Source organism: Salinicoccus luteus DSM 17002 (assembly GCF_000712035.1).
In the GTDB taxonomy this organism is placed as follows: domain Bacteria; phylum Bacillota; class Bacilli; order Staphylococcales; family Salinicoccaceae; genus Salinicoccus; species Salinicoccus luteus.
In genome coordinates, this window is record NZ_JONV01000006.1 from 87,556 (window position 1) to 108,228 (window position 20,673).

The following is a 20,673-nucleotide window of genomic DNA, read 5'->3' on the forward strand; positions in this document are numbered from 1 at the left end:
ATACTTAATAAGAGGTGTTGGAAATGGCTAGAAAAACAGGAGGACTACTGAAAGTCGCGGCAATGCTCGGGCTCGCAGTTGCTGCAAAGCAATTGTCCAAAAAAGAGAACCGCGATGTTGTGAAGAATGAATACAATAAAGTGAAGGAAGATCCTAAAAGCTATGCCCAGAATGTTCAGGAGAAGTTGTCCCAGCAGGCCGGGGAATATCAGGAAAAGGCCAAGAGTGAATATGACAGGGTGAAGCAGGATCCTAAGGGCTACGCGCAGAATGTCCAGGAGAAGGTCACCAAACAGGCAAGCGAATATCAGGAAAAAGTGACGAAGCAGGCCGGCGAATATCAGGAGAAGGCAAAATCTGAGTTCAGCAAGGCCAAGGAAGACCCGAAAGGCTATGCACAGAGTGCACAGGATAAGGTCAGATCCAGAATGGACAGGGACGAAGCCGACCAGGTGCCGAATGATGAAAATGATGAAAACAACCAGAATGACAAGATTTCACCGACTCAGGGAAAAAGCAGTGTAAGCGGTGATGATGAGCATTATACGAAACCTGACAGAATGGATGCTGAAGGCCAGCTCACTGCAGAACAGATGAACAATGAGTGGGTATCAGAAGGCGGCATTCATCCGGAGGAGCATTTGCAGGATGATGTCTCCTTCGGCGGTCTGAACAAAGACAATGCAACAGATGTAGATGTTGTGGACGACCAGGGAGAAAAGGACGACAATCATAATATCCATGTTGTTACAGATGATGATGAAGATTCAAACAAAAAGAAATAGTCTATAATAATGGAGAGCAGGCGCATTTATTGCCCTGTTCTCTTGTTTTTACATATTTTTTTCTTTATTATTGACGAAAAGATTCTGTTACATATGATGGGAGAGTACGTTCATGGATTATAAAGCGCTGGTGGATGACTATAGGGAGAGTCTGATAGACGATCTGATGGGGCTTTTGAAAATTGAAAGTGTGAAAGGGGAAGCTTCCAGTGGAGCACCGGTGGGCACAGGACCAAAGGCGGCACTGGATTACATGCTGGAACTGGGGACCCGTGATGGCATGTCCACCCTGGATGTGGAGAATGTTGCGGGCCATATCGAAGCCGGTGAAGGGGATAAGCTCTTCGGCATACTTGGGCACGTGGATGTTGTACCTCCCGGAAAAGGCTGGAATACGGATCCGTTCGTCCCTGAAATCATCGATGATGAGATAGTGGCGCGCGGCGTTCAGGATGACAAAGGCCCGACCATTGCAGCCTACTATGCAATGAAGATCCTTCATGAACAGGGGCTGCCGTTCAAATATCGCACGCGTCTGATTGTAGGGACCGATGAGGAATCGGATTGGCAGTGTACGGATGCGTACTTCAACTCGGAACAGATGCCCGATGCCGGCTTTGCGCCGGATGCGGCATTTCCATTGATTCATGGAGAAAAAGGCATCTCCACATTCAATTTCGTGCAGAAACCGATGCCGTTGGATGAGAAGGAGCCGAAGATTGAGCTGAAGGTGCTGATTTCCGGCGAGCGGTATAATATGGTGCCGGAAGACGCTGAAGCGAAACTGAAGGTTCAGCAGAATATGAGTGAGGTGATCCAGTCATACGAAGACTTCCTGCGGGAAGTCGAGGCGGATGGCGCCTACGAAGTGGACAATGGATTTTTGAAACTGAGCATACAGGGAAGAAGCGCCCATGGCTCGACTCCGGAAGTCGGCGTGAACGCCGGCCTGATTCTCCTCCGCTTCCTGGATAGCCTGGCACTGGACAACAATGCTGCAGCCTTTACTGAATTTGCGATGGCGCGGCTGGTCGGCAGCACGGACGGCTCATTGCTTGGAATGGACTTCTCGCACCCTGAAATGGGGGACACGACCGTAAATGTGGGCATGATCAACTATACGGAAGTGGATGGCGGCATATTCGGAGTCAACCTGAGGTATCCGAAAGGCATCGATTTCGAAGGCGGTATGGCCAGTCTGAAGGAAGAGGTATATGCACAGGGCTTCACCATCGAAGATCTTGAGTATCAGCCTCCCCATTATGTGGACAGGGAGGACCCGCTGGTGGCAATATTGACAGATGCCTACCGCAACCATGTGGATGATGACACGGAGCCATTCACCATCGGAGGGGGGACGTATGCCCGCACCTTGAAAAAGGGTGTTGCCTTTGGGGCGATGTTCAAGGATACTGTAGATACGATGCACCAGAAAAACGAACGCATGAAGGTTGATGAGCTGCTTAAGGCAACGGAGATTTACCTCGAAGCACTGCATAGAATCTGTATAAAGGGTGAGATGGATGAAAATAAGCTACTATAATGGAGAATTCAAAAGGGACAACGAAATTTCAGTAGACTATAACGACCGCGCTTTCTATTTTGGTGATGGTGTATATGAAGTGGTAAGAGTATATGACAATGAGTTCTTTACACTTGAGGAGCACATGGACCGTCTGGTCAGAAGTGCATCAGAAATCGAAATCAACGGCCTCGAGCGGGAGAAGCTCATTGAAATCATCACCCAGTTGAAGGAGCGCAACAGCATCGAAAACGGATCCATCTACATCCAGGTATCGAGGGGCATAGACCCGAGAAACCATGCCTATCCTGCAGGGGCCGAACCTGTCATCCTCGCCTATATGAATGCCATGGTACGACCTTCCCTCCAGATGGAGGAGGGCGTGGAAATCATTACGGCAAATGACTACAGATGGTTGAAATGCCATGTCAAAAGCCTGAATCTGCTGGCAAATGTCATGGAAAAGGAGCGTGCAGTGCGCGCCGGCGCCCATGAAACAGTACTGCATCGTGATGGAGTGGTGACTGAAGGGTCCTCCACGAATGTATTCATCGTCAGTGATGGAGTGCTCAGGACCCATCCGGCAAACCACCTGATATTGAATGGCATCACGAGGCAGGAAGTGCTGAAGATTGCACAGGAGCGGGAAATAGAATATCAGGAGAAGGCATTCACCCTTGATGAACTGAAATCGGCGGAAGAAGTATTCATCACGAGTACGACCCAGGAAGTCACGCCTGTGTCACACGTCGATGGCCAAAAGGTTGCTGACGGTTCGAAAGGCAAAATCACACAGGTGATACAGGAAGGATTCGACCAGAAAATCCACAAATTAAACCTGGTTAAATAATGTTAACCTGAAAAATTACCCTAATAAATTTTGGGGGCCTCAACGCTTACACTGTATGGTTTTGTGGGCACGTAACGCCCGGTTGTCATGAAATCTGTGGATAATAGTCCTTGAAATAAACCATAAAACCCTATAAAATTTATAACACGAACAGAAGCTGGCGCTATCTTATTCTTAAATATTTAGCGCTTTTTTCTTTGATGATGAAAAGAGGTGTGGAATTTGGAGCATTTCTATCAGCTCGGCTGGACACTTGACCCCGTTGGTGGAGCATCTGGCGAAGCCTATAAGGCAGAGCAAGATGGCAGGAAGCTGTTCCTGAAACGCAATGCCAGCCCTTTCCTTGCAGCGCTGTCCGCTGAAGGTATTGTACCGAAACTGGTCTGGACCAAAAGAATAGAGACCGGAGAAGTAGTGACAGCACAGCATTGGAAAAATGGCCGGGAGCTGACCCGTGAAGAGATGCATTCGGAGAGGGTAGCCTCACTGATGAAGAAAATCCATACATCAGGTCCTCTTCTCACTATGCTGAAAAAGCTCGGCATGAAACCCATGCTGCCGGATCTGTTGCTTAACAAGATACAGACCTCATTATCCCCGAAAGTCAATGCCCACCATACCGTCCGTTCTGCAATCCAATACCTGGAAAATGAGATGCCCCTGATCGATGAAGCATTTTGTACAGTATGCCATGGAGACGTCAATCACAACAATTGGCTCCTCTCTGACCAGGATGAGCTGTATCTGGTGGACTGGGAAGGTGCAATGATTGCGGATCCTGCGATAGATCTCGGTATGATCCTCTACACTTATGTGGAACCGGATGACTGGAAGGAATGGCTGGAAGTCTACGGCAAGCCGTTGGACAGGACTTTGATGAAACGCATGAAGTGGTATACACTCGTGCAGGCGATTACAATGATCCAATGGTATGAAGATCATAAGCGTTTCAAGGATATGAATGATTGGATCATCTTCCTCAATAAAGTAATACAGAGAGACCGTTTTATATAATATTAAATATTCGAGAGATATGAGTAACAGGTGGGAAACTTAAATGAGAATGCGCAATAAGCCCTGGGCGATGGAATTTCTGAATGAAAACAGCAATATTGTGGATACGGATGGCAGCCACTCCGGAAAGATAGGCAATTTCTTTCCCGACAGAAAACCGCTCCATATAGAAGTCGGAACGGGAATGGGCACATTTATAACGGAACTGGCTGCCCGCAATCCGCATATCAATTATGTCGGTATAGAACTGGATAAGAATGTCATGATACGCGTAGTGGAAAAGGTGCAGGAGGCGGGGCTTGAAAATGTCCGGCTTCTGCTGCTGGATGCACGCGGGATTGATGAGTACTTCCAGAAGGGTGAAGTGGAGCGGATCTACCTTAATTTCTCCGACCCGTGGCCGAAGAACCGGCATGAAAAGCGCCGCCTGACCCATGGGGCATTCCTTGAGAAGTACCGCTCCATCCTGGCAGAAGACGGTCTCATCCAGTTCAAGACGGACAATCGGGGGCTGTTCGAATACAGCCTCCAGAGCCTGAACAACTTCGGCATGGCATTCCATGAAGTGAAGCTCGATCTTCATGCAGACGAGCCGGAGGACAATATAAGGACGGAATATGAAGACAAGTTTTCAGCCAAGGGAAATAAAATATACAGACTCAAAGCATCTTTCTGAAGATGCTTTTTTTAATGTCGTGTATTTCACCGTGAAAGAATGATAAAATATACTTGGACAATATAAATTCTGGTCAGTTTGGAGGAGATCACTTGAGCACTTTTGACTTCAATAGGCAGACGACAAGGGAAGGTACATACAGCGTCCAGTACGAGGGGACCGAAAAGCTTTTCGGGACGGACGGGCTCGAACCATTCTGGATTGCGGACATGGACATCGAAACGCCGGAAGCGGTCTCGGATGCAATGAAGAAGCGCATCGACAACGGCATCTTCGGTTACACTAAGTGGCAGAATCCGAAGTTCTATGGGGCAGTGAAAGGCTGGTGGCACGAGAGGTTCGGCATCACCCTCCAGGATGAGGAGATCCATTATGCGCCCTCTGTGATGTTTACAATCGGTGAGGTGGTCAGACAATTTTCCGAAGAAGGGGATGGTGTCATCCTCACCATGCCATCCTATAACGCGTTCATCGGGATGCTGAAAGGGAATGGCAGAAAGATCGTCGACTGCCCCCTGATCAGAAACCAGCATACCTACGAGTTTGATTTCGATCAATTTGAAGCGCTGTGCAGGAGAGAGGATGTGAAGGCCTACATCCACTGCAGTCCGCACAATCCGACAGGGAAGGTGTGGACGCGGGAGGAGCTGGCAAAGATCCGGGACATCTGTCTCAGAACGGATGTCTTTCTCATCAGTGACGAAATCCATATGGATTTTGTGCGTCCGAAAGGGCGGTTCGTTTCGATGGTGGAGCTGATGGAGGAAGGGGACCCGATCCTGGTGACGACAGGCCTTGGGAAGACCTTCAACCTTGCCAGCATCCCACATTCCTATTTCATTACCAGAAATAGGCATCTGCGTCTTAAAATCGGCCGCAACATCGCCTCAAAGTATGGCATGGGCGCTGCGAACAGCGTGGCGCTGGAAGCGGTACATGCAGCATATACGGAATGCGGGCCATGGGTGGATGAGCTGAACAGCCACATTGAGGAAAATCTGCAGCTGGTCGAAGACTACATCGCTGAGCACATGTCCGAATGGCTGGATTTCAAAAAGCCGGACGCGACCTACCTGGCATGGATCAGCTTTGAAAAGAGTGGGCTGGAAGACGAGGAAGTACATAAGGCATTGATTGATATCGGGGGGATTGCGGTGTCCCCCGGACACATCTATGATGTGAAGGAGAATCAGCATTTCCGGTTCAATGTCGCTTCGAGCCGGTACAGGATCGAAGACGGTCTGGAAAGGATACACCGCACATTCAAAAAAATCATGAAATCTACAGTTCAGTAGCTTCCATGATTTCTCCAGTATATGCATCGGCGGTGAATTGATAGCGTTTCTTTCCATCGTCGGTCAGTGCGTGGAAGCGGCCTGTAAAGACTTCACGATCAATTCCGAGGAATTTGTTTTTGTTGGAATGATAGTCAATCGATACGAATGAAATGTCTTCATACTGCCTGTGCAGCCGGTTGATGACCGTCTGGGGGTGGATATGCCTGTTCAATCTGATCCAGATGAACACCGGCAATAGAATGACTGAAGCGAAAAGCAGTAGTCTGGCGGTTTTGGATCGCATGTATATGACCTCCTTATCGCCATAAGTTTAACATATTTATCAGTTGGAGGATTACTAAAAGGAGGATTCGAATGAAAATTGAAAACAGGACACTGGAAAGAATGAAAGCATTGACGGAGCTTCACGGGGCTCCCGGCTTTGAGGACCAGGTACGCGACTATATGAGGAAGGAGATGGAGCCTTTTGCGGATGAAATTCTGCAGGATGGGCTCGGAGGCATTTTTGCGCTCAAAAAATCGAAGAATGAAAATGCCCCGAAAGTCATGATCGCCGGTCACATGGACGAAGTGGGCTTCATGGTCACGCAGTTGACTGAGAATGGAATGATCAAGTTCACTCCACTCGGCGGCTGGTCGAACGATGTCCTGCTGAGCCATAAGTTCAAGGTCAGGACGGCAGAAGACAGGCAGATCACCGGTATCATCGGGAGTGTGCCTGTACACTTCAGAAAAGGTGAGGGCAAGAACAAGGCCGTCGAACTGGATGATATGCTCCTTGACGTCGGTGCAGACAGCAGGGAAGAGCTGGAATCCATGGGTATCCGTCCGGGAGACTCCATAGTGCCTGATGTCGATTTCGAAGTGATGGAACAGGAGAACAAACTGCTGGCAAAAGCCTGGGACAACCGCTATGGCTGTCTGATCGCCATAGAGACGCTCGAGGCACTGGCTGATGTCGATCTCGAATGCGATCTGTATGTCGGTGCCAATGTCCAGGAGGAAGTCGGTCTCAGGGGCGCGAAAGTCAGCTCCAACCTGATAGATCCGGACGTTGCTTTTGCAGTGGACTGTTCCCCGGCGAATGATATGCTGGGCAAGAAGGATGACATGGGCAGGATTGGTGAAGGGACACTGGTACGCATCATGGACCGGACGATGATCCTGTCCAAACCGATGCGCGACTATATGCTCGAGACGGCCGACCGGCACGACGTCAAATTCCAGTACTACCAGTCTCCGGGCGGTACGGACGCGGGCAGCATCCACGTCTCCAATGAAGGCGTGATCAGTGCCGTCGTGGGCATCGTGGCCCGCTATATCCATACGAGCCACTCCATCATCAATTCGGACGACTATCTCCACGCGAAGAAAATGCTGACGGAGCTTGTCAGGGGCATCGATGAAGACAGGGTCGAGCAGTTGAGGGGACGCTGATGAGAAGCCTTCTGAGAAGGTGGTTCATCGATGGCATGAGCTTCATGGCCCTCGGCCTGTTCTCCTCCCTCATCATCGGGCTGATCATCGACACGATCGGGACCTATGTTCCCTATCTTGAAAGCCTGAAGGAGATCGGGGCGGTGGCGATGGGCATGACCGGCGCCGCAATCGGTGCTGCCATCGCCTATGGCCTGAAGGCTTCTCCGCTGGTAATATTTTCAGTGGTCGTCGTGAGTTATGCCGCCTATGACATGGGCGGTGCGGCAGGCAGCTATATCGCGAGCATCATCGCAATTGAAGTGGCCCGCCTGTATTCAGGAAGAACGAAGATAGACATCATCGTCACACCATTTCTGACAATTGTACTGGGTTACCTCGTTGCCCGGTTCATCGGACCTGTGATCGGCGATTTCATGACAAGCATGGGCGAAGTGATCGTGTTCGCCACCGAACAGAGGCCCTTCGTGATGGGCATGCTCGTGGCAGTCATCTTCGGGATCACATTGACTGCGCCGCTCTCCAGTGCTGCGCTTGCACTGATGCTCGACCTGAGCGGCCTTGCCGCCGGGGCCGCGGTCATCGGCTGCTGCTGCCATATGGTAGGATTGGCTGTGACGGGGTATAGGGATAATGGATTCTCAGGCCTGATATCCATTGGAATCGGGACATCCATGCTGCAGGTGCCGAATGTACTTCTGAATCCGTTCATCATCCTGCCCCCTGTTCTGGCGAGTGCGGTCATTGCTCCTGTAATGACGGTCTTCTTCCCGATGGAAAACAATGCTGCCGGGGCCGGAATGGGCACCAGTGGCCTCGTCGGGCAGATTATGACGATAGAGACGATGGGGCCTTCCATGGAGGTGTGGCTGCTCATCCTCGTGTTCCAAATCGTTTTACCTGCCCTGGTAACTCTGTTATTCTATACATTGCTGAAACGCGCAGGACTGATCAAGGATGGAGATCAGAAACTAAGAATTGGTGCGAAAGAATAGAACTGGAGGCAATCTGATGAATATTTTCCAGCTTAAAAATAGAATTATAGAGAAGCTCAATGAAAAACGGAGTGATTTTCAGACTTCCTTCGACAGGGAAGAGGAGATGCTCAGGGTGGAGCGCAATGATAATGGCAAGGGCCTGGACATTGCACTTTCAAAAGCGGTGGATAAAGTGAAGAAGGACGAGAACTTCATAGAGGAAATCGTCTATTATATTAATGAGACGCTTGAACGCATGAAAGAGGAAGCAATCACCCTGGATGAATCGGGCGTCTATCCCGTAATCCGTTCTTCAAGCTTCCAGAGGAAGAACAAGAATGGTGACCCGTTTGTTGTGGATGACCATACGAATGAAACGAAAATATATTACGCAGTAGATTTCAAAAACAGCTATCGGCTGATTGATGAGCCCCTCCTGAAGACTTTGGGGCTGGACAAGGAAGCGTTGAGGAAGCTGGCTGATAAAAATATGAAGCGTCTGCCCGTCTCACACAAGAAGGAGACGATCCAGGAGAACGACTTCTATTTCATCAACCATAACGATGGATATGATGCGACGCGCATACTGAACACACAGCTTCTCGATGACATGCACGAAAACTTCGATGGAGAAATGATGGTCGGCCTTCCGCACCAGGATGTGCTGATCATCGCCAACGTGAGGAACAGTGTCGGCTACGACATCATGGCACAGATGATGATGCAGTACTTCGCTGAAGGGCTGACGCCGATTACTTCCCTCTCGTTCTCCTATCGTGAAAAGAAACTGGAACCAGTGTTCATACTGGGCAAACAAAAGAATCATAAAAGAGGTAGAGATGAATGAAACTGACTTATAATTACCAGTACGTTGGAGATGTACTGCTCGTCACTTTGAAGAAGGCGGAAAATCCGACGTATGAATTCCATGAAGATGTGACAGTGATCAGGAACGGGGATGAAATCATCGGCCTGAATATTTTTAATGCATCCAATCACATTGCGCTCCCGAATGAAGTGAACATCGAGGCGGATGAAGCGATACTTGGAAGCATCAATACCCTGCTTGAGAGCAGAGGGATCCAGAAAATCAATCCGGATCTCTCTCCGAAGTTCGTTGTCGGAAAAGTAACCGAAAAATCAAAGCACCCGGACGCAGACAAGCTGAATGTATGCAAGGTGGATGTCGGGGACGAAGAGCTGCAGATCGTCTGTGGCGCTCCGAACGTCGATTCCGGCCAGCAGGTCGTTGTGGCAAAAGTAGGTGCAATCATGCCTGATGGGCTCTATATCAAACCTTCAAAACTGAGGGGTGTCGAATCGAAGGGTATGATCTGTTCCAGGAAGGAACTGAACCTCGAAGATGACGGAGTGAAAGGCATCTATGTACTGGACGATAGCTATGAAGTAGCGCAACCATTTGAAGTGAAATAAGGGTGAGGCGGATGGATAGATCAAGAAGGAGAAGACAATTCAATCATAGGCTTGAAGAAGGTCATTCCGACAGGGAACGTTTCCGGTTCCCCCTGGATATGGATGATAAGGATGGCGATGAAGCCATAAAAAAACGTCCTGAGGCGCCAGGGGAGACACAGGAGAACAGCGATCCCATAAGGAAAGAACAGCAGAAATCGCTGTTGGGTGAAAGCCGCTATTCCAGGAAGAGACCAAGGAAAAATACGATCAGCAAAGCACGGCCAGTGCCTTCTGCAATCCATGGCTCGAAAGGGAATCCGAAGGCTGTAAAACAGGATGAGACAGAGACTTCGCCTGAAGATCAGAAATCCGGATACTCATCCCCGATTGTTGAAGGACTGAAAAGGGAAAGGCAAGAGCGTGAAAGAAAACAGCAGAAGCGTATGGAGGAAAGGGCGAAAAAGGCAGAGGCTGAGCGATCCATCGGCGTTGTGACCGGTCAGTCCGGCCAATCAAAGACTGGGGAGGAAGCGGCTGAAAAAACCACTGCCAGAGAGGATACCACCGACAAGAAATCCGTTTCTCCTTTCAATGTCATGATGACACCTTATGACAAGAATAAATACAGATCCAAAAATCAGAATCAGGCAAAACGGAGTGGCCCGAAAAACACTTTGCCACCCCTACATATATTGGGCGAAGGTCAGAACAGCAGCTACGACAGCGTGGATGAAGCGCTCTCCGAGGAAATAGTTGCTGCTTTTGACGCTATTGGTGTGCCTGTTAAAGTTGCTGCCTACAGAACCAATGGCATCGTCGGCCGCTATGAGCTTTCGATGGAAAGGAACTTCAAGCTGAATGTTGTCGGAAAGCTTAAGGAGCACCTGCTTTCCGAGTTGCCGTTCGATGACTTTAAACTGATCGTTCCCATTGCGGGAACAAGTAATATAGGCGTCGAGTTCATTCTGCCGGAGCCGTATCCGATACCTTTCAGTACGCTGTTTTCCTCCAGCAGCCTCAGACTCAGAAAGAATGACTTCAAATTTGTAGTGGGGAAGACAGTGGATGACCAGATCTTCAGTTTTCCGTTGAAGAAGGCAGGCCAGGTATTGATCCATGGGGGGGAAGCCGCCCATTCATCTGCAGTGGTCGATAACATCCTCGTTTCCCTCATGATGAATCATAACCCAAGGGAACTTCAGGTCATGATCGCTTCCGACAAGGCCCATTACAAGGATTATGAAGGCCTACCGCATATGTTCAGTACGCCGAGGTCCATCACCGGTAAACATGTACTGCAGGATGTATTGGAAGAGCTGAACAATAGACATAACCAATTCAGGAGGGCACATGTGCGCAACCTGGACAGCTTCAATCAGCGGGTCAGCAATGAAGCCAAGAAAAGTGTCCTCGTGGTCGTCATCGACGATCTGGCAGAGCTGTTCGAACACAATAATCCCGAGGCCATACGGGCTATCGTACAAATCCTGAAAAAAGGGAAGCCGCTCGGAATACACCTCATCATGAATCATTCAAGAAACGATGTGGGAATCCGTTTTGAACTGCTCCAGATGATGCAGACACGCATATCATTCAAGGATGAAAAATCCAAGGTTGTCGAAGGGGCGAAAGAGCTCACTGAAGGCAATGATATGCTGATTCAGATTCCCACATCCAATAAACCGCTCCGCGTAAATGCCGGAGTGCTGTCCCAAGAAATCAAGGAAGATGTTCTCTCTCATCTGAAAGGGATATCCCAATGAATCCATTTTATGAAAGTATGGTGAGCTCATGGAAAAATATCATTTTATAGGAATCAAGGGCGCAGGCATGAGTGCGTTGGCCCAGGTACTTCATGACCTAGGTCATGAGGTCCAGGGGGCAGATATAGAAAAGGAAGTTTTTACTGAGCACCAGCTCAGGGACAAGGGCATAAGAATCCTGCCCTTTAATGAATCGAACATCGTTGAGGGCTTCACCTACATTGCAGGCAACGCCTTTGGGGATGATCATCCCGAAATCAGCGCCGCAAGAAAAAAAGGATATCCGGTCATACGCTACCATGAGTTCCTGTCGCAATTCATGAACCAGTTCACCTCGATAGCGGTCACTGGGGCCCACGGCAAGACTTCCACCACTGGTCTGCTCAGCCATGTGATGAATGGGGATGTGGATACGACATTCCTCATAGGCGATGGCACAGGTTTTGGTCTTGAGGACAGCAAATACTTCACTTTCGAATCCTGTGAATACAAGCGGCATTTTTTAAGCTATCATCCTGATTATGCCATCATCACCAACATAGATTTCGATCACCCGGACTATTTCAAGGATCTGCAGGATGTCATCGATGCATTTTCCGAAATGGCAAGCCAGGTCAAAAAAGCTGTGATCGCCTACGGGGGGGACAGCCATACAAGAAGCATGTCCTATGATGTCCCCGTCTACTTCTACGGTATTGGTGACAACTTCGACATCAGTGCCACCGACATTGAAGTTCTTCCCAACGGGACGCGCTTCAATGTCCATGTGGAAGGCGAGTTTCTGGACAGGTTTACGATTCCGATGTACGGAGACCACCATGTTCTGAATTCCCTCGCTGTGATCACAGTCGGCTACCTGGAGAAGCTGGATATGGAGAACATCAAAAAGGCATTCATGACTTTCGGTGGAGTGAAGCGGCGTTTCAGTGAAACGTTCAGGAATGGTATGGTCATCGTCGATGATTATGCACATCACCCCAAAGAAATACAGGCCACCCTTGAGACGGCAAGGAAGAAATATAGTGGGAGGGAAATCGTCACAGTTTTCCAGCCCCACACCTTTTCCCGGACGGAAAAGTTCCTGAACGAGTTTGCAGAAGCCCTGTCCGCCTCCGACAAATCCTACATTGTGGATATTTTCGGTTCGGCAAGGGAGCAGGAGGGCGATCTGTCGAGCCGGGACCTTGTCGATCTGATCCCGGGGGCCGAACTTTTGGCAGAAGGGGAAATCGATAGGCTCAATTCTCATAAGGAAGCCGTCATCATCTTCATGGGGGCGGGGGACATCCAAAAATACGAAAAAAGATTCACTGAGTTATTATCCTAATAAAATGTTTATACCATTACCATTTGGGATAAGTTAAAGAATGAATAACAAATAAAGATATAGATGGAGGCGTTATGATGGATTGGCAAATAATTTTATATATTGCCGCAGGTGTTGCTGCTATTGCCTTCCTGATTCTTTGTATTGCTTTGGCAGTCGTACTGTTCTCAGTCAAGAAGAATCTGGATCATGTAGCAAAGACACTTGATGGAGTAGAAGGACAGATTCAGGGCATTACACGGGAATCAACTGACCTGCTGCACAAGACGAACCGTCTGGCAGAGGATGTACAGGGTAAATCTGCTAAACTCAATTCTGTAGTGGATGCCGTACAAGGTATCGGGCAATCCATGAATAACCTGAATTCTTCGGTTGACCGGGTGACGAACTCAATCACTCACAACATATCACAGAATGAAGATAAGATTTCCCAAGTCGTACAATGGTCCAATGTCGCAATGGAAGTTGCAGACAAATGGCAGATGAGACAGAAGCGCAATAGTGCTTTCAACACGAAATATTCAACTACGGCTGAAGACGATCCGGATAATCTGCCGGTGGCTGTAAACCAGTCAGTGACAACAAATGACAATCTCGATGAAGACCGTGTGAATGCTGGGCTTGATAACGACAGCAAATAATGGGAGGTTCTTATATGGAAACCTATAACCGTGACCGGCACCTTCATGGTGTCGAAGAATATGAGGAGCAGCTCAACCAGACGACCGGAAGGGATTTCTCCATCGGTCTTGCCGTCGGTCTTCTCGTTGGAACGATCGGTGGACTGCTGCTTGCACCAAAATCCGGGGATGCATTAAGGGATGACATTTCCGAGCAGACCCAGAAGTTTTCCAAAACCAAGGAGAGCGGCAGTGGGGAAGGTGCAGACTTCAAAGAGAAAGTACAGGACAAGACAAATCAACTGCGTGACAAGATGGAAGACAAGAAAGGCGACATCTCAGCCAAGAAAAGCGAAATGGATGAGAAGAAGAGGGTGAAATCCCTCGATGAATCTGCAGTCAAGGCACAGAAGGATGCGATTCAGGAAGAAGTGAATGAACCGCATACTGATGATCCGAGGACAGTGGATATGTCGAAATACGCTGAAAAGCTTGACGAAGACAAAAAATAGTAATAACATGATATCATTATTTTTCAACCACATGTTTCGGCATGTGGTTGATTTTATGAGGTGGACAATATGAATCAGGATGATGCTTTGGACAGGGAAAAATTGATGGAGATCGATATGGCCCTATTGGATCTGTTGGACGAAAGGGCCGCAATAACCGGCCATTCCGGGGACAGAATCGATGGCGCGGGCCATTACAGCAGACTGCTGGCCAATTATGAAGGCATGTATGATGCCGCTTTTGTACAGGATCTGCTCGAAAACCTGACCGATGCATCCTCCAGGCAGGCAAGTGCGGAAGACCCGCCGCCCCTGCTCGTCTCGAGGGCTCATCAGAGTGCGGATACGATCGTCAGGATTGGTGATGCTGAAATAGGCGGAGATGCACCTGCCCATATATTCGGCCCCTGTGCAGTTGAATCCTACAGACAGGTTGCAGAAGTGGCATCGGCCCTCAAACAGAAAGGCCTGAAGATGATCAGGGGTGGGGCATTCAAACCCCGCACTTCACCATATGACTTTCAGGGTCTGGGGCAGGAAGGCCTCGAAATACTGAAGGAGATAAAAGAAACGCATGGCCTCGCAGTGGTCAGCGAAATTGTAGCTCCAGAGCATGTCACCATGGCTGAGGACCATCTGGATGCGTTCCAGATCGGGGCACGCAACATGCAGAATTTCGAACTGCTCAAAGCAGTGGGGCGTTCCCAGAAGCCTGTGATACTGAAAAGGGGCATGAGTGCTACGATAGAAGAGTTCCTCTATGCCGCCGAATATATATTGGCTGAAGGCAATGGAAATGTCGTCTTCTGCGAACGGGGTATACGGACATTCGAAAAGAGCACAAGGAACACGCTGGATATATCGGCTGTCCCTCTGCTCAAGCAGGCGAGCCACCTGCCTGTCCTAGTGGATGTCACACATTCCACAGGGAGGAAGGAAATCATGTCAGATTGTGCCAAAGCGGCACTTGCAGCAGGCGCCGATGGCATAATGGCCGAAGTCCATCCAAATCCAGCTATTGCTCTGAGTGACAGGGCGCAGCAGATGTCTCTTGAGGAATTCGATAATTTTCATTTTAGTCTTATTTAACCATGACGAAACTTTACAGTCATGTTATTATAGTACAAAAAGCGCTTTCAAAAGCGTGCGGGGGTGCAATATGACGGTTACCATATATGATGTTGCCAGAGAGGCCAAAGTGTCGATGGCAACAGTTTCCAGAGTGCTTAACGGGAATCCCAACGTCAAGCCAGAAACAAGAAAAAAGGTTAAAGATGTTATTGAAAGGCTGGACTATCGTCCAAATGCTGTGGCACGCGGTCTGGCAAGCAAGAAGACGACGACTGTCGGTGTCATCATACCGGATATTTCAAACTTGTACTATTCATCTCTGGCACGTGGTCTGGATGATATTGCCGAGATGTATAACTATCAGATCATCATTACGAACACAGACAACGATCCGGAAAAGGAAAGGGACGCCTTCCTTGGTCTTGTCAGCAAGCAGGTCGATGGTATCGTCTTCCTGGGCGGTGCATTGAACGAGGAGACGCTCAATGACATAAAGAGTTCCCATCTCCCAGTCGTCATATGCGGCACCAGCGAAAAGGACGAAAACATGCCATCAGTCAATATAGACTACTATGAAGCCATCAAGGAGGCTGCTTCAAAGTTCCTTGATGAAGGCGCCGGACAGATTGCATTTGTCAAAGCGGCCTATTCCGAACAGCTGGAGCGTCACATTGAAGAAGGCATAAAAGCGGCCTATAAGGAGCAGGGGAAGGACTTCGATGATCAGTACATCCTTTCCGCAGCTGAAGACTACCAATCCGGAAAATCCCTGTTTGACGAGATACAGGAGCTGAAAGCCGATGTTGTGATTACAATGAGTGATGAAACAGCCATCGGGGTGCTCCACGGTGCGATGGACAACAACATTGCGGTACCGGATGAAATACAGATTATGAGCTGCAGCAATACACGCCTGGTGAATATGGTAAGGCCGCCGCTGTCGAGTGTGGCGCTGCCATTGTATGATATCGGGGCTGTCGGAATGCGTCTGCTCACCAAATACATGAATGAAGAAACTGTGGAAGAGGCGAACGTCATCCTTCCCTATAAAATCGAATACCGGGCAACAACGAAATAGAAAAGACGGACTCCGAGAGTCCGTCTTTTCTATTTCGCCAAACCCTGCATTGATTATTGCTCCTCCAGGTGGAGCATGGCCCTGCTGAGCATGCTGCGGTTCTTTTCACTGATTTCTTCGCGACGCGGGATATCGTTGTAGTCGGTCAGCACGTCCTCCCATTTTTCAGGGAAGTCGACCGGGCTCTTCGAACGGTACTGCTCCATGAATGCCTCCGGCAGCGGACCGCGCGGAGCGGGGATGCCGGTCATGCTGAGCCATATTTGGGCCCACATGCGGGGGACGACCTGCCAAATGTTGTAGCCGCCGCCACCGACAGCGATCCATTTGCCATCCGTATACTTGTCGGCCATCTGATTGACAAACCGGGGGATTTCCTCGAAGGTTCTGGAAGTCAGTGCCAGGTGGGTCATCGGATCCCTGAAATGTGCATCGACACCATTCTGGCTGAATATCACATCCGGCTGGAATTTTTTGATTGCCGCCTCGAGCGTTTCCTTGAATATTTCCAGGAAGGAATCATCTTCGGTAAACGCATCTATGGGCAGATTGACGGCAAAACCGAATCCCTCTTCCGTACCCCGTTCCGTCAGACTGCCGGTCCCCGGAAACAGGTAGCGTCCTGTTTCGTGGATGGAATAGGTCATGACTTCGTTTGTATCATAGAATATCCATTGCACACCGTCACCATGATGGGCATCGGTATCGATGTAGAGTACACGTTTGCCATACTTTTTTCTGATGTATTCTATGGCGACCGCCGAATCATTATAGACGCAGAAGCCGCTTGCCCGTCCACTGAAGCCATGATGCAGGCCTCCAGCAAGGCTGAGGGCCTTATCCGTCCTGCCGTCCATTACAGCCTCCACAGCGCTCAATGTGGCGCCTACAAGCATGCGGCTCTTCTCATGCATGCCTTCGAAACTTGGGGTATCCTCCGTGTTGAGGCCATAGCTTTCCATCTTGTCTTCAGGCAGTTTCCCTTCACCTGCAAGCTTCACCGCTTCGATAAAATCCTTCTTGTGCACCAGTTCGAGCTCTTTGTCAGTCGCTTCACGCGGCCTGATGATATCCGAGGGGCTGAGATGACCCGACGCCATCAATAGATCGGTCGTCATCTTCAGCCTCATCTGATTGAAGGGGTGGGTAGAGTGGAAGCGGTACTTGAGCAATGCATCATCATATACATAAAGTGGTCTTGTCATTGGCCCATCTGTGAGGGTTCAAGGACGGTGAACCCTCTGTCTTTGAGTGTATCGATGGCTTTTCTCGGATTCATTGCCTGTACCCGCAGCACAATTGTTTTGTACCCCTTCTTCTCCTTGTTTTTATAGACGGAGATGCTTACTATCTTTATGTTGAGGTCCTTGAATACCTTGCCGATATCATAGATGACGCCGGTGCGGTCCTCCACCTCGACTTCTATTATGGAGCCGGGCTCAGTAATTCCCGTCAGTTCCAGATAGGTATTGAGCATATCCTTTTGGGTGATGATGCCTACAATCCTGCCATTTCTGAGGACAGGTATCGCCCCGATTGCATAGTGGTAGAAATCGAGCGCAATCTCCTCGACGAAATCCAGCGGATGACAATAGGTGACCCGTTTGCGCATTATCCTCGATATGGGCACTTTCAGTGTAAAATCCGGATCGTCATCTGAAAGGACCGAGGGCAGTGTCAGTTTTATGTCCCTGTCGGAGACGATGCCCACGAGATTCTCCTCCTCATCAACGAGTGGGATGTGACGGAATGAGTAGGCACTCATCATATTCAATGCATCTTCAATCGTGTGCTCGGGCGTCAATGTCCTGACCGGACTGGTCATAATTCTTTCAACTAGCATTTCTCTCCTCCTAGAAAAAAAAGCGGTTTTTGAATCTCAGCTTATCAAAAGCCATCATCTGTTCCTCTTTGATATTTTTCCCTACACGTGCCATGAGCGTATTGGCGGGGTGGCCGGTGATTTCCGGGTCGTTCGTCTGAAAGACCTCGAATCCGACGCTTGCCATCAGCCTGATCATCAGATCTTTATATTCATACACATCGAGACCGCTGTTCTTAAGATCCCAATGCCAGTAGTATTCTGTTGTGATAATGATGTAATTTTCCATGAATGCATCCTGCATGGAAAGGCTCAGCAGGCGTTTGCCGAGACCGAAACTGCGGTAGTCCAGACTGATCTCAATGGCACCGAGCTCCATGATATAGGGGAGATTGCCATCAGACCAGCGTTCCATGGGATCCGGGTGGAGGTAGGTCACATAGCCGATAATGTGATTCCCCTCCCTGATAATCAGGATCCGACCTTCTTCCAGTTCGGCGATTTCCTTTATCGCTTCGAACTGCTCAATCGGTGGGCGGAAAGCATCAAGACCATCATCAAATGTGAAGGCGGAAAGCTCTTTGGCGGTCAGGGGTCCTTCAAGTATAAATGAGTGATTTTCCGTCTCGTACTCTTCTTTATAATAAGTCTTTGTGTGATGCAAAAAGAAGCCCTCCTGGATTTTATTTTAATTATTTTGAAAAATGGTTCTATTCTATTATATAATAAGAAGTGTAAAAGAGAAAACACAAAAGGGGAGTTATTATTATGAAGGTAGAACTTTACGAAGCAACGGATCAGAATCCTAACTTGAAGGATTATGACGAGGCGGTGAAAAACCACGATTGGACAGAAGTGGAGAAGCAATTCTCCTGGTATGAGACCGGGAAATACAACATGGCCTATGAGTGCATAGACAGGCATGTTGAGGATGGTCGTGGTGATAAAGTCGCACTTCACTATAAGAACGGAGATAAGAAACTCTCCTATACATTTGAGGACTTGAAGAAAGCATCCAATAAAGCCGCCAACGTGCTCAAGGATGAAGCAGGAGTCGTCAAAGGGGACCGCGTATTCATTTTCATGGCAAGAAGCCCTGAACTCTATTTTTCACTGCTCGGTGCACTGAAGATTGGTGCAATCGTCGGTCCGCTGTTTGAAGCATTCATGGAGAAGGCGGTAAGGGATCGTCTGGAGAACAGTGATGCCAAAGTCATCATTACGACGCCTGAGCTGCTGCCGAGGATTCCGGTGGATGATCTGCCAAATCTTGAAAAAGTCGTCGTCGTCGGAGATGGTTCCGATGAAAGGTATATCGATTTCGACGCGAGCTATGAGAAGGCAAGTGATGAATTCGATATAGAGTGGCTGGACAAGGAAGACGGCCTGATCCTGCACTATACGAGTGGATCGACAGGTCAGCCGAAAGGGGTTCTGCATGTCCAGCATGCCATGGTCCAGCACTATATCTCAGGGAAATATGTGCTCGACCTCAAAGAGGACGATGTCTACTGGTGTACAGCGGACCCAGGCTGGGTGACGGGTACATCATATGGTATATTCGCACCATGGCTGAACGGGGCAACGAATGTTGTAGTGGGTGGCCGCTTCTCCCCTGAATCATGGTATGGAGCCATTCAGGATCTGAACATCACAATCTGGTACAGTGCGCCGACGGCATTCCGTATGCTCATGGGGGCGGGGGACGAAATCGTAAACGACTATGATCTGTCTTCACTCCGCCATGTACTGTCCGTCGGTGAGCCACTCAATCCGGAAGTGGTCAAATGGGGAATGAAGGTGTTCAACCTGAGAATACATGATACTTGGTGGATGACCGAGACAGGGGCACATATGATCGTCAACATGCCTGCAATGGATATCAAGGGTGGTTCCATGGGCAAACCGCTGCCTGGCGTCGAAGCGGCAATCATAGATGATGAAGGCAACGAACTGCCGCCAAACCGCATGGGCAACCTGGCCATGAAACGTGGATGGCCTGCGATGATGCGCAAGATCTGGAAGAATGATGCCAAGTACGATTCCTACTTCATCGGCGACTGGTATGTATCCGGTGACTCCGCTTATAAGGATGAAGATGGCTACTACTGGTTCCAGGGCCGTGTGGATGATGTCATCATGACCGCCGGTGAACGTGTGGGACCATTCGAAATAGAATCCAAGCTCGTGGAGCACCCAGCTGTTCAGGAAGCAGGGGTGATCGGCAAGCCGGATCCAGTACGGGGTGAAATCGTCAAGGCATTCATCGCGCTCAGGGAAGGCAACGAGCCGACGGATGAACTGAAAGAAGAGATCCGCAAGTATGTCAAGGAAGGTCTTGCAGCACATGCTGCCCCAAGAGAGATCGAATTCAAGGATAAACTGCCTAAGACAAGAAGTGGTAAGATCATGCGCCGCGTGCTGAAAGCATGGGAACTTGACTTGCCGACAGGCGACCTGTCATCCATGGATGACGATTAAAAAACTTGATTGCCCCTAATAAAT

The 20,673-nt window shown here is 49.1% G+C and carries 21 protein-coding genes; 17 read left to right on the plus strand and 4 right to left on the minus strand.

The genetic code is table 11. The features are described from left to right. Window positions 1-23: 23 nt before the first annotated feature. The 6 genes from BO53_RS13520 (at window position 24) to BO53_RS0100630 (ending at window position 6,142) form a co-directional block, all read left to right on the plus strand. Window positions 24-785, plus strand: a complete 762-nt coding sequence (locus tag BO53_RS13520; RefSeq protein ID WP_156956067.1) for a hypothetical protein — start codon at window positions 24-26, stop codon at window positions 783-785. A gap of 112 nt (window positions 786-897) precedes the next feature. Beyond that, a complete protein-coding gene (gene pepV, locus BO53_RS0100610) occupies window positions 898-2,328 on the plus strand; it encodes a dipeptidase PepV (protein WP_031544351.1) in 1,431 nt (476 codons plus the stop codon). After that, entirely contained in the window at window positions 2,309-3,157 is an 849-nt protein-coding gene (gene dat, locus BO53_RS0100615) for a D-amino-acid transaminase (protein ID WP_031544353.1), read from the plus strand. The genes pepV and dat overlap by 20 nt, the downstream gene beginning before the upstream one ends. Before the next feature lie 222 nt (window positions 3,158-3,379). After that, on the plus strand, window positions 3,380-4,171 hold the full coding sequence (locus BO53_RS0100620; RefSeq protein ID WP_031544355.1) for a phosphotransferase family protein: 792 nt from the start codon (window positions 3,380-3,382) through the stop codon (window positions 4,169-4,171). Window positions 4,172-4,214: 43 nt separating this feature from the next. Beyond that, window positions 4,215-4,847: a tRNA (guanosine(46)-N7)-methyltransferase TrmB gene (trmB, locus tag BO53_RS0100625; RefSeq protein ID WP_031544357.1), complete on the plus strand. Its 633-nt coding sequence runs from the start codon at window positions 4,215-4,217 to the stop codon at window positions 4,845-4,847. Window positions 4,848-4,939: 92 nt separating this feature from the next. Beyond that, window positions 4,940-6,142 carry a MalY/PatB family protein gene (locus tag BO53_RS0100630; RefSeq protein ID WP_031544359.1) on the plus strand — a complete coding sequence of 401 codons (1,203 nt, stop codon included), beginning with the start codon at window positions 4,940-4,942 and terminating at the stop codon, window positions 6,140-6,142. Here the strand turns inward: BO53_RS0100630 and BO53_RS0100635 are convergent. Further along, entirely contained in the window at window positions 6,129-6,428 is a 300-nt protein-coding gene (locus BO53_RS0100635) for a hypothetical protein (RefSeq protein ID WP_031544361.1), read from the minus strand. The two genes, BO53_RS0100630 and BO53_RS0100635, sit on opposite strands and share 14 nt — an antisense overlap. A 71-nt stretch (window positions 6,429-6,499) precedes the next feature. On the opposite strand from BO53_RS0100635, the gene BO53_RS0100640 reads away from it, so the two are divergent. From BO53_RS0100640 to ccpA, 10 genes are all read left to right on the plus strand, one after another. After that, on the plus strand, window positions 6,500-7,582 hold the full coding sequence (locus BO53_RS0100640) for a M42 family metallopeptidase (protein ID WP_031544363.1): 1,083 nt from the start codon (window positions 6,500-6,502) through the stop codon (window positions 7,580-7,582). Beyond that, entirely contained in the window at window positions 7,582-8,577 is a 996-nt protein-coding gene (locus tag BO53_RS0100645) for a PTS sugar transporter subunit IIC (RefSeq protein WP_031544365.1), read from the plus strand. The genes BO53_RS0100640 and BO53_RS0100645 overlap by 1 nt, the downstream gene beginning before the upstream one ends. A 16-nt stretch (window positions 8,578-8,593) precedes the next feature. Then, window positions 8,594-9,406, plus strand: coding sequence for a DUF1444 family protein (locus tag BO53_RS0100650; RefSeq protein ID WP_031544366.1), 813 nt, complete (start codon window positions 8,594-8,596; stop codon window positions 9,404-9,406). Next, entirely contained in the window at window positions 9,403-9,993 is a 591-nt protein-coding gene (ytpR, locus tag BO53_RS0100655; protein WP_031544368.1) for a YtpR family tRNA-binding protein, read from the plus strand. The genes BO53_RS0100650 and ytpR overlap by 4 nt, the downstream gene beginning before the upstream one ends. A gap of 11 nt (window positions 9,994-10,004) precedes the next feature. Further along, on the plus strand, window positions 10,005-11,738 hold the full coding sequence (locus BO53_RS0100660; protein WP_031544370.1) for a DNA translocase FtsK: 1,734 nt from the start codon (window positions 10,005-10,007) through the stop codon (window positions 11,736-11,738). 28 nt (window positions 11,739-11,766) lie between these two features. Further along, the gene (gene murC, locus BO53_RS0100665) at window positions 11,767-13,065 is read left to right on the plus strand and encodes a UDP-N-acetylmuramate--L-alanine ligase (RefSeq protein WP_031544372.1); all 1,299 of its coding nucleotides are present in this window, start codon (window positions 11,767-11,769) and stop codon (window positions 13,063-13,065) included. Window positions 13,066-13,142: 77 nt separating this feature from the next. Further along, window positions 13,143-13,706 carry a DUF948 domain-containing protein gene (locus tag BO53_RS0100670; protein ID WP_031544374.1) on the plus strand — a complete coding sequence of 188 codons (564 nt, stop codon included), beginning with the start codon at window positions 13,143-13,145 and terminating at the stop codon, window positions 13,704-13,706. Window positions 13,707-13,720: 14 nt separating this feature from the next. Beyond that, window positions 13,721-14,197 (plus strand): YtxH domain-containing protein, encoded by a 477-nt coding sequence (locus tag BO53_RS0100675; RefSeq protein WP_031544376.1) that lies wholly within the window; start codon window positions 13,721-13,723, stop codon window positions 14,195-14,197. A 69-nt stretch (window positions 14,198-14,266) separates the two neighbouring features. After that, a complete protein-coding gene (locus BO53_RS0100680; protein ID WP_156956068.1) occupies window positions 14,267-15,286 on the plus strand; it encodes a bifunctional 3-deoxy-7-phosphoheptulonate synthase/chorismate mutase in 1,020 nt (339 codons plus the stop codon). A gap of 70 nt (window positions 15,287-15,356) precedes the next feature. Further along, entirely contained in the window at window positions 15,357-16,346 is a 990-nt protein-coding gene (gene ccpA, locus BO53_RS0100685; RefSeq protein WP_031544380.1) for a catabolite control protein A, read from the plus strand. A gap of 53 nt (window positions 16,347-16,399) precedes the next feature. Here ccpA and BO53_RS0100690 read toward each other — a convergent pair whose 3' ends face one another. From BO53_RS0100690 to BO53_RS0100700, 3 genes are read right to left on the minus strand one after another with little or no spacing between them, the layout of a single operon-like run. Next, a complete protein-coding gene (locus tag BO53_RS0100690) occupies window positions 16,400-17,551 on the minus strand; it encodes an acetoin utilization protein AcuC (RefSeq protein WP_031544381.1) in 1,152 nt (383 codons plus the stop codon). Then, window positions 17,548-18,189 carry a CBS and ACT domain-containing protein gene (locus tag BO53_RS0100695; protein WP_031544384.1) on the minus strand — a complete coding sequence of 214 codons (642 nt, stop codon included), beginning with the start codon at window positions 18,187-18,189 and terminating at the stop codon, window positions 17,548-17,550. Before BO53_RS0100695 ends, BO53_RS0100690 begins: the two co-directional genes overlap by 4 nt. 10 nt (window positions 18,190-18,199) lie before the next feature. Further along, on the minus strand, window positions 18,200-18,832 hold the full coding sequence (locus BO53_RS0100700) for a GNAT family N-acetyltransferase (RefSeq protein ID WP_031544386.1): 633 nt from the start codon (window positions 18,830-18,832) through the stop codon (window positions 18,200-18,202). 104 nt (window positions 18,833-18,936) lie between these two features. Between BO53_RS0100700 and acsA the strand changes: the two genes are divergently transcribed. Continuing rightward, a complete protein-coding gene (acsA, locus tag BO53_RS0100705; protein WP_031544388.1) occupies window positions 18,937-20,649 on the plus strand; it encodes an acetate--CoA ligase in 1,713 nt (570 codons plus the stop codon). The last annotated feature ends 24 nt before the right edge of the window (window positions 20,650-20,673 follow it).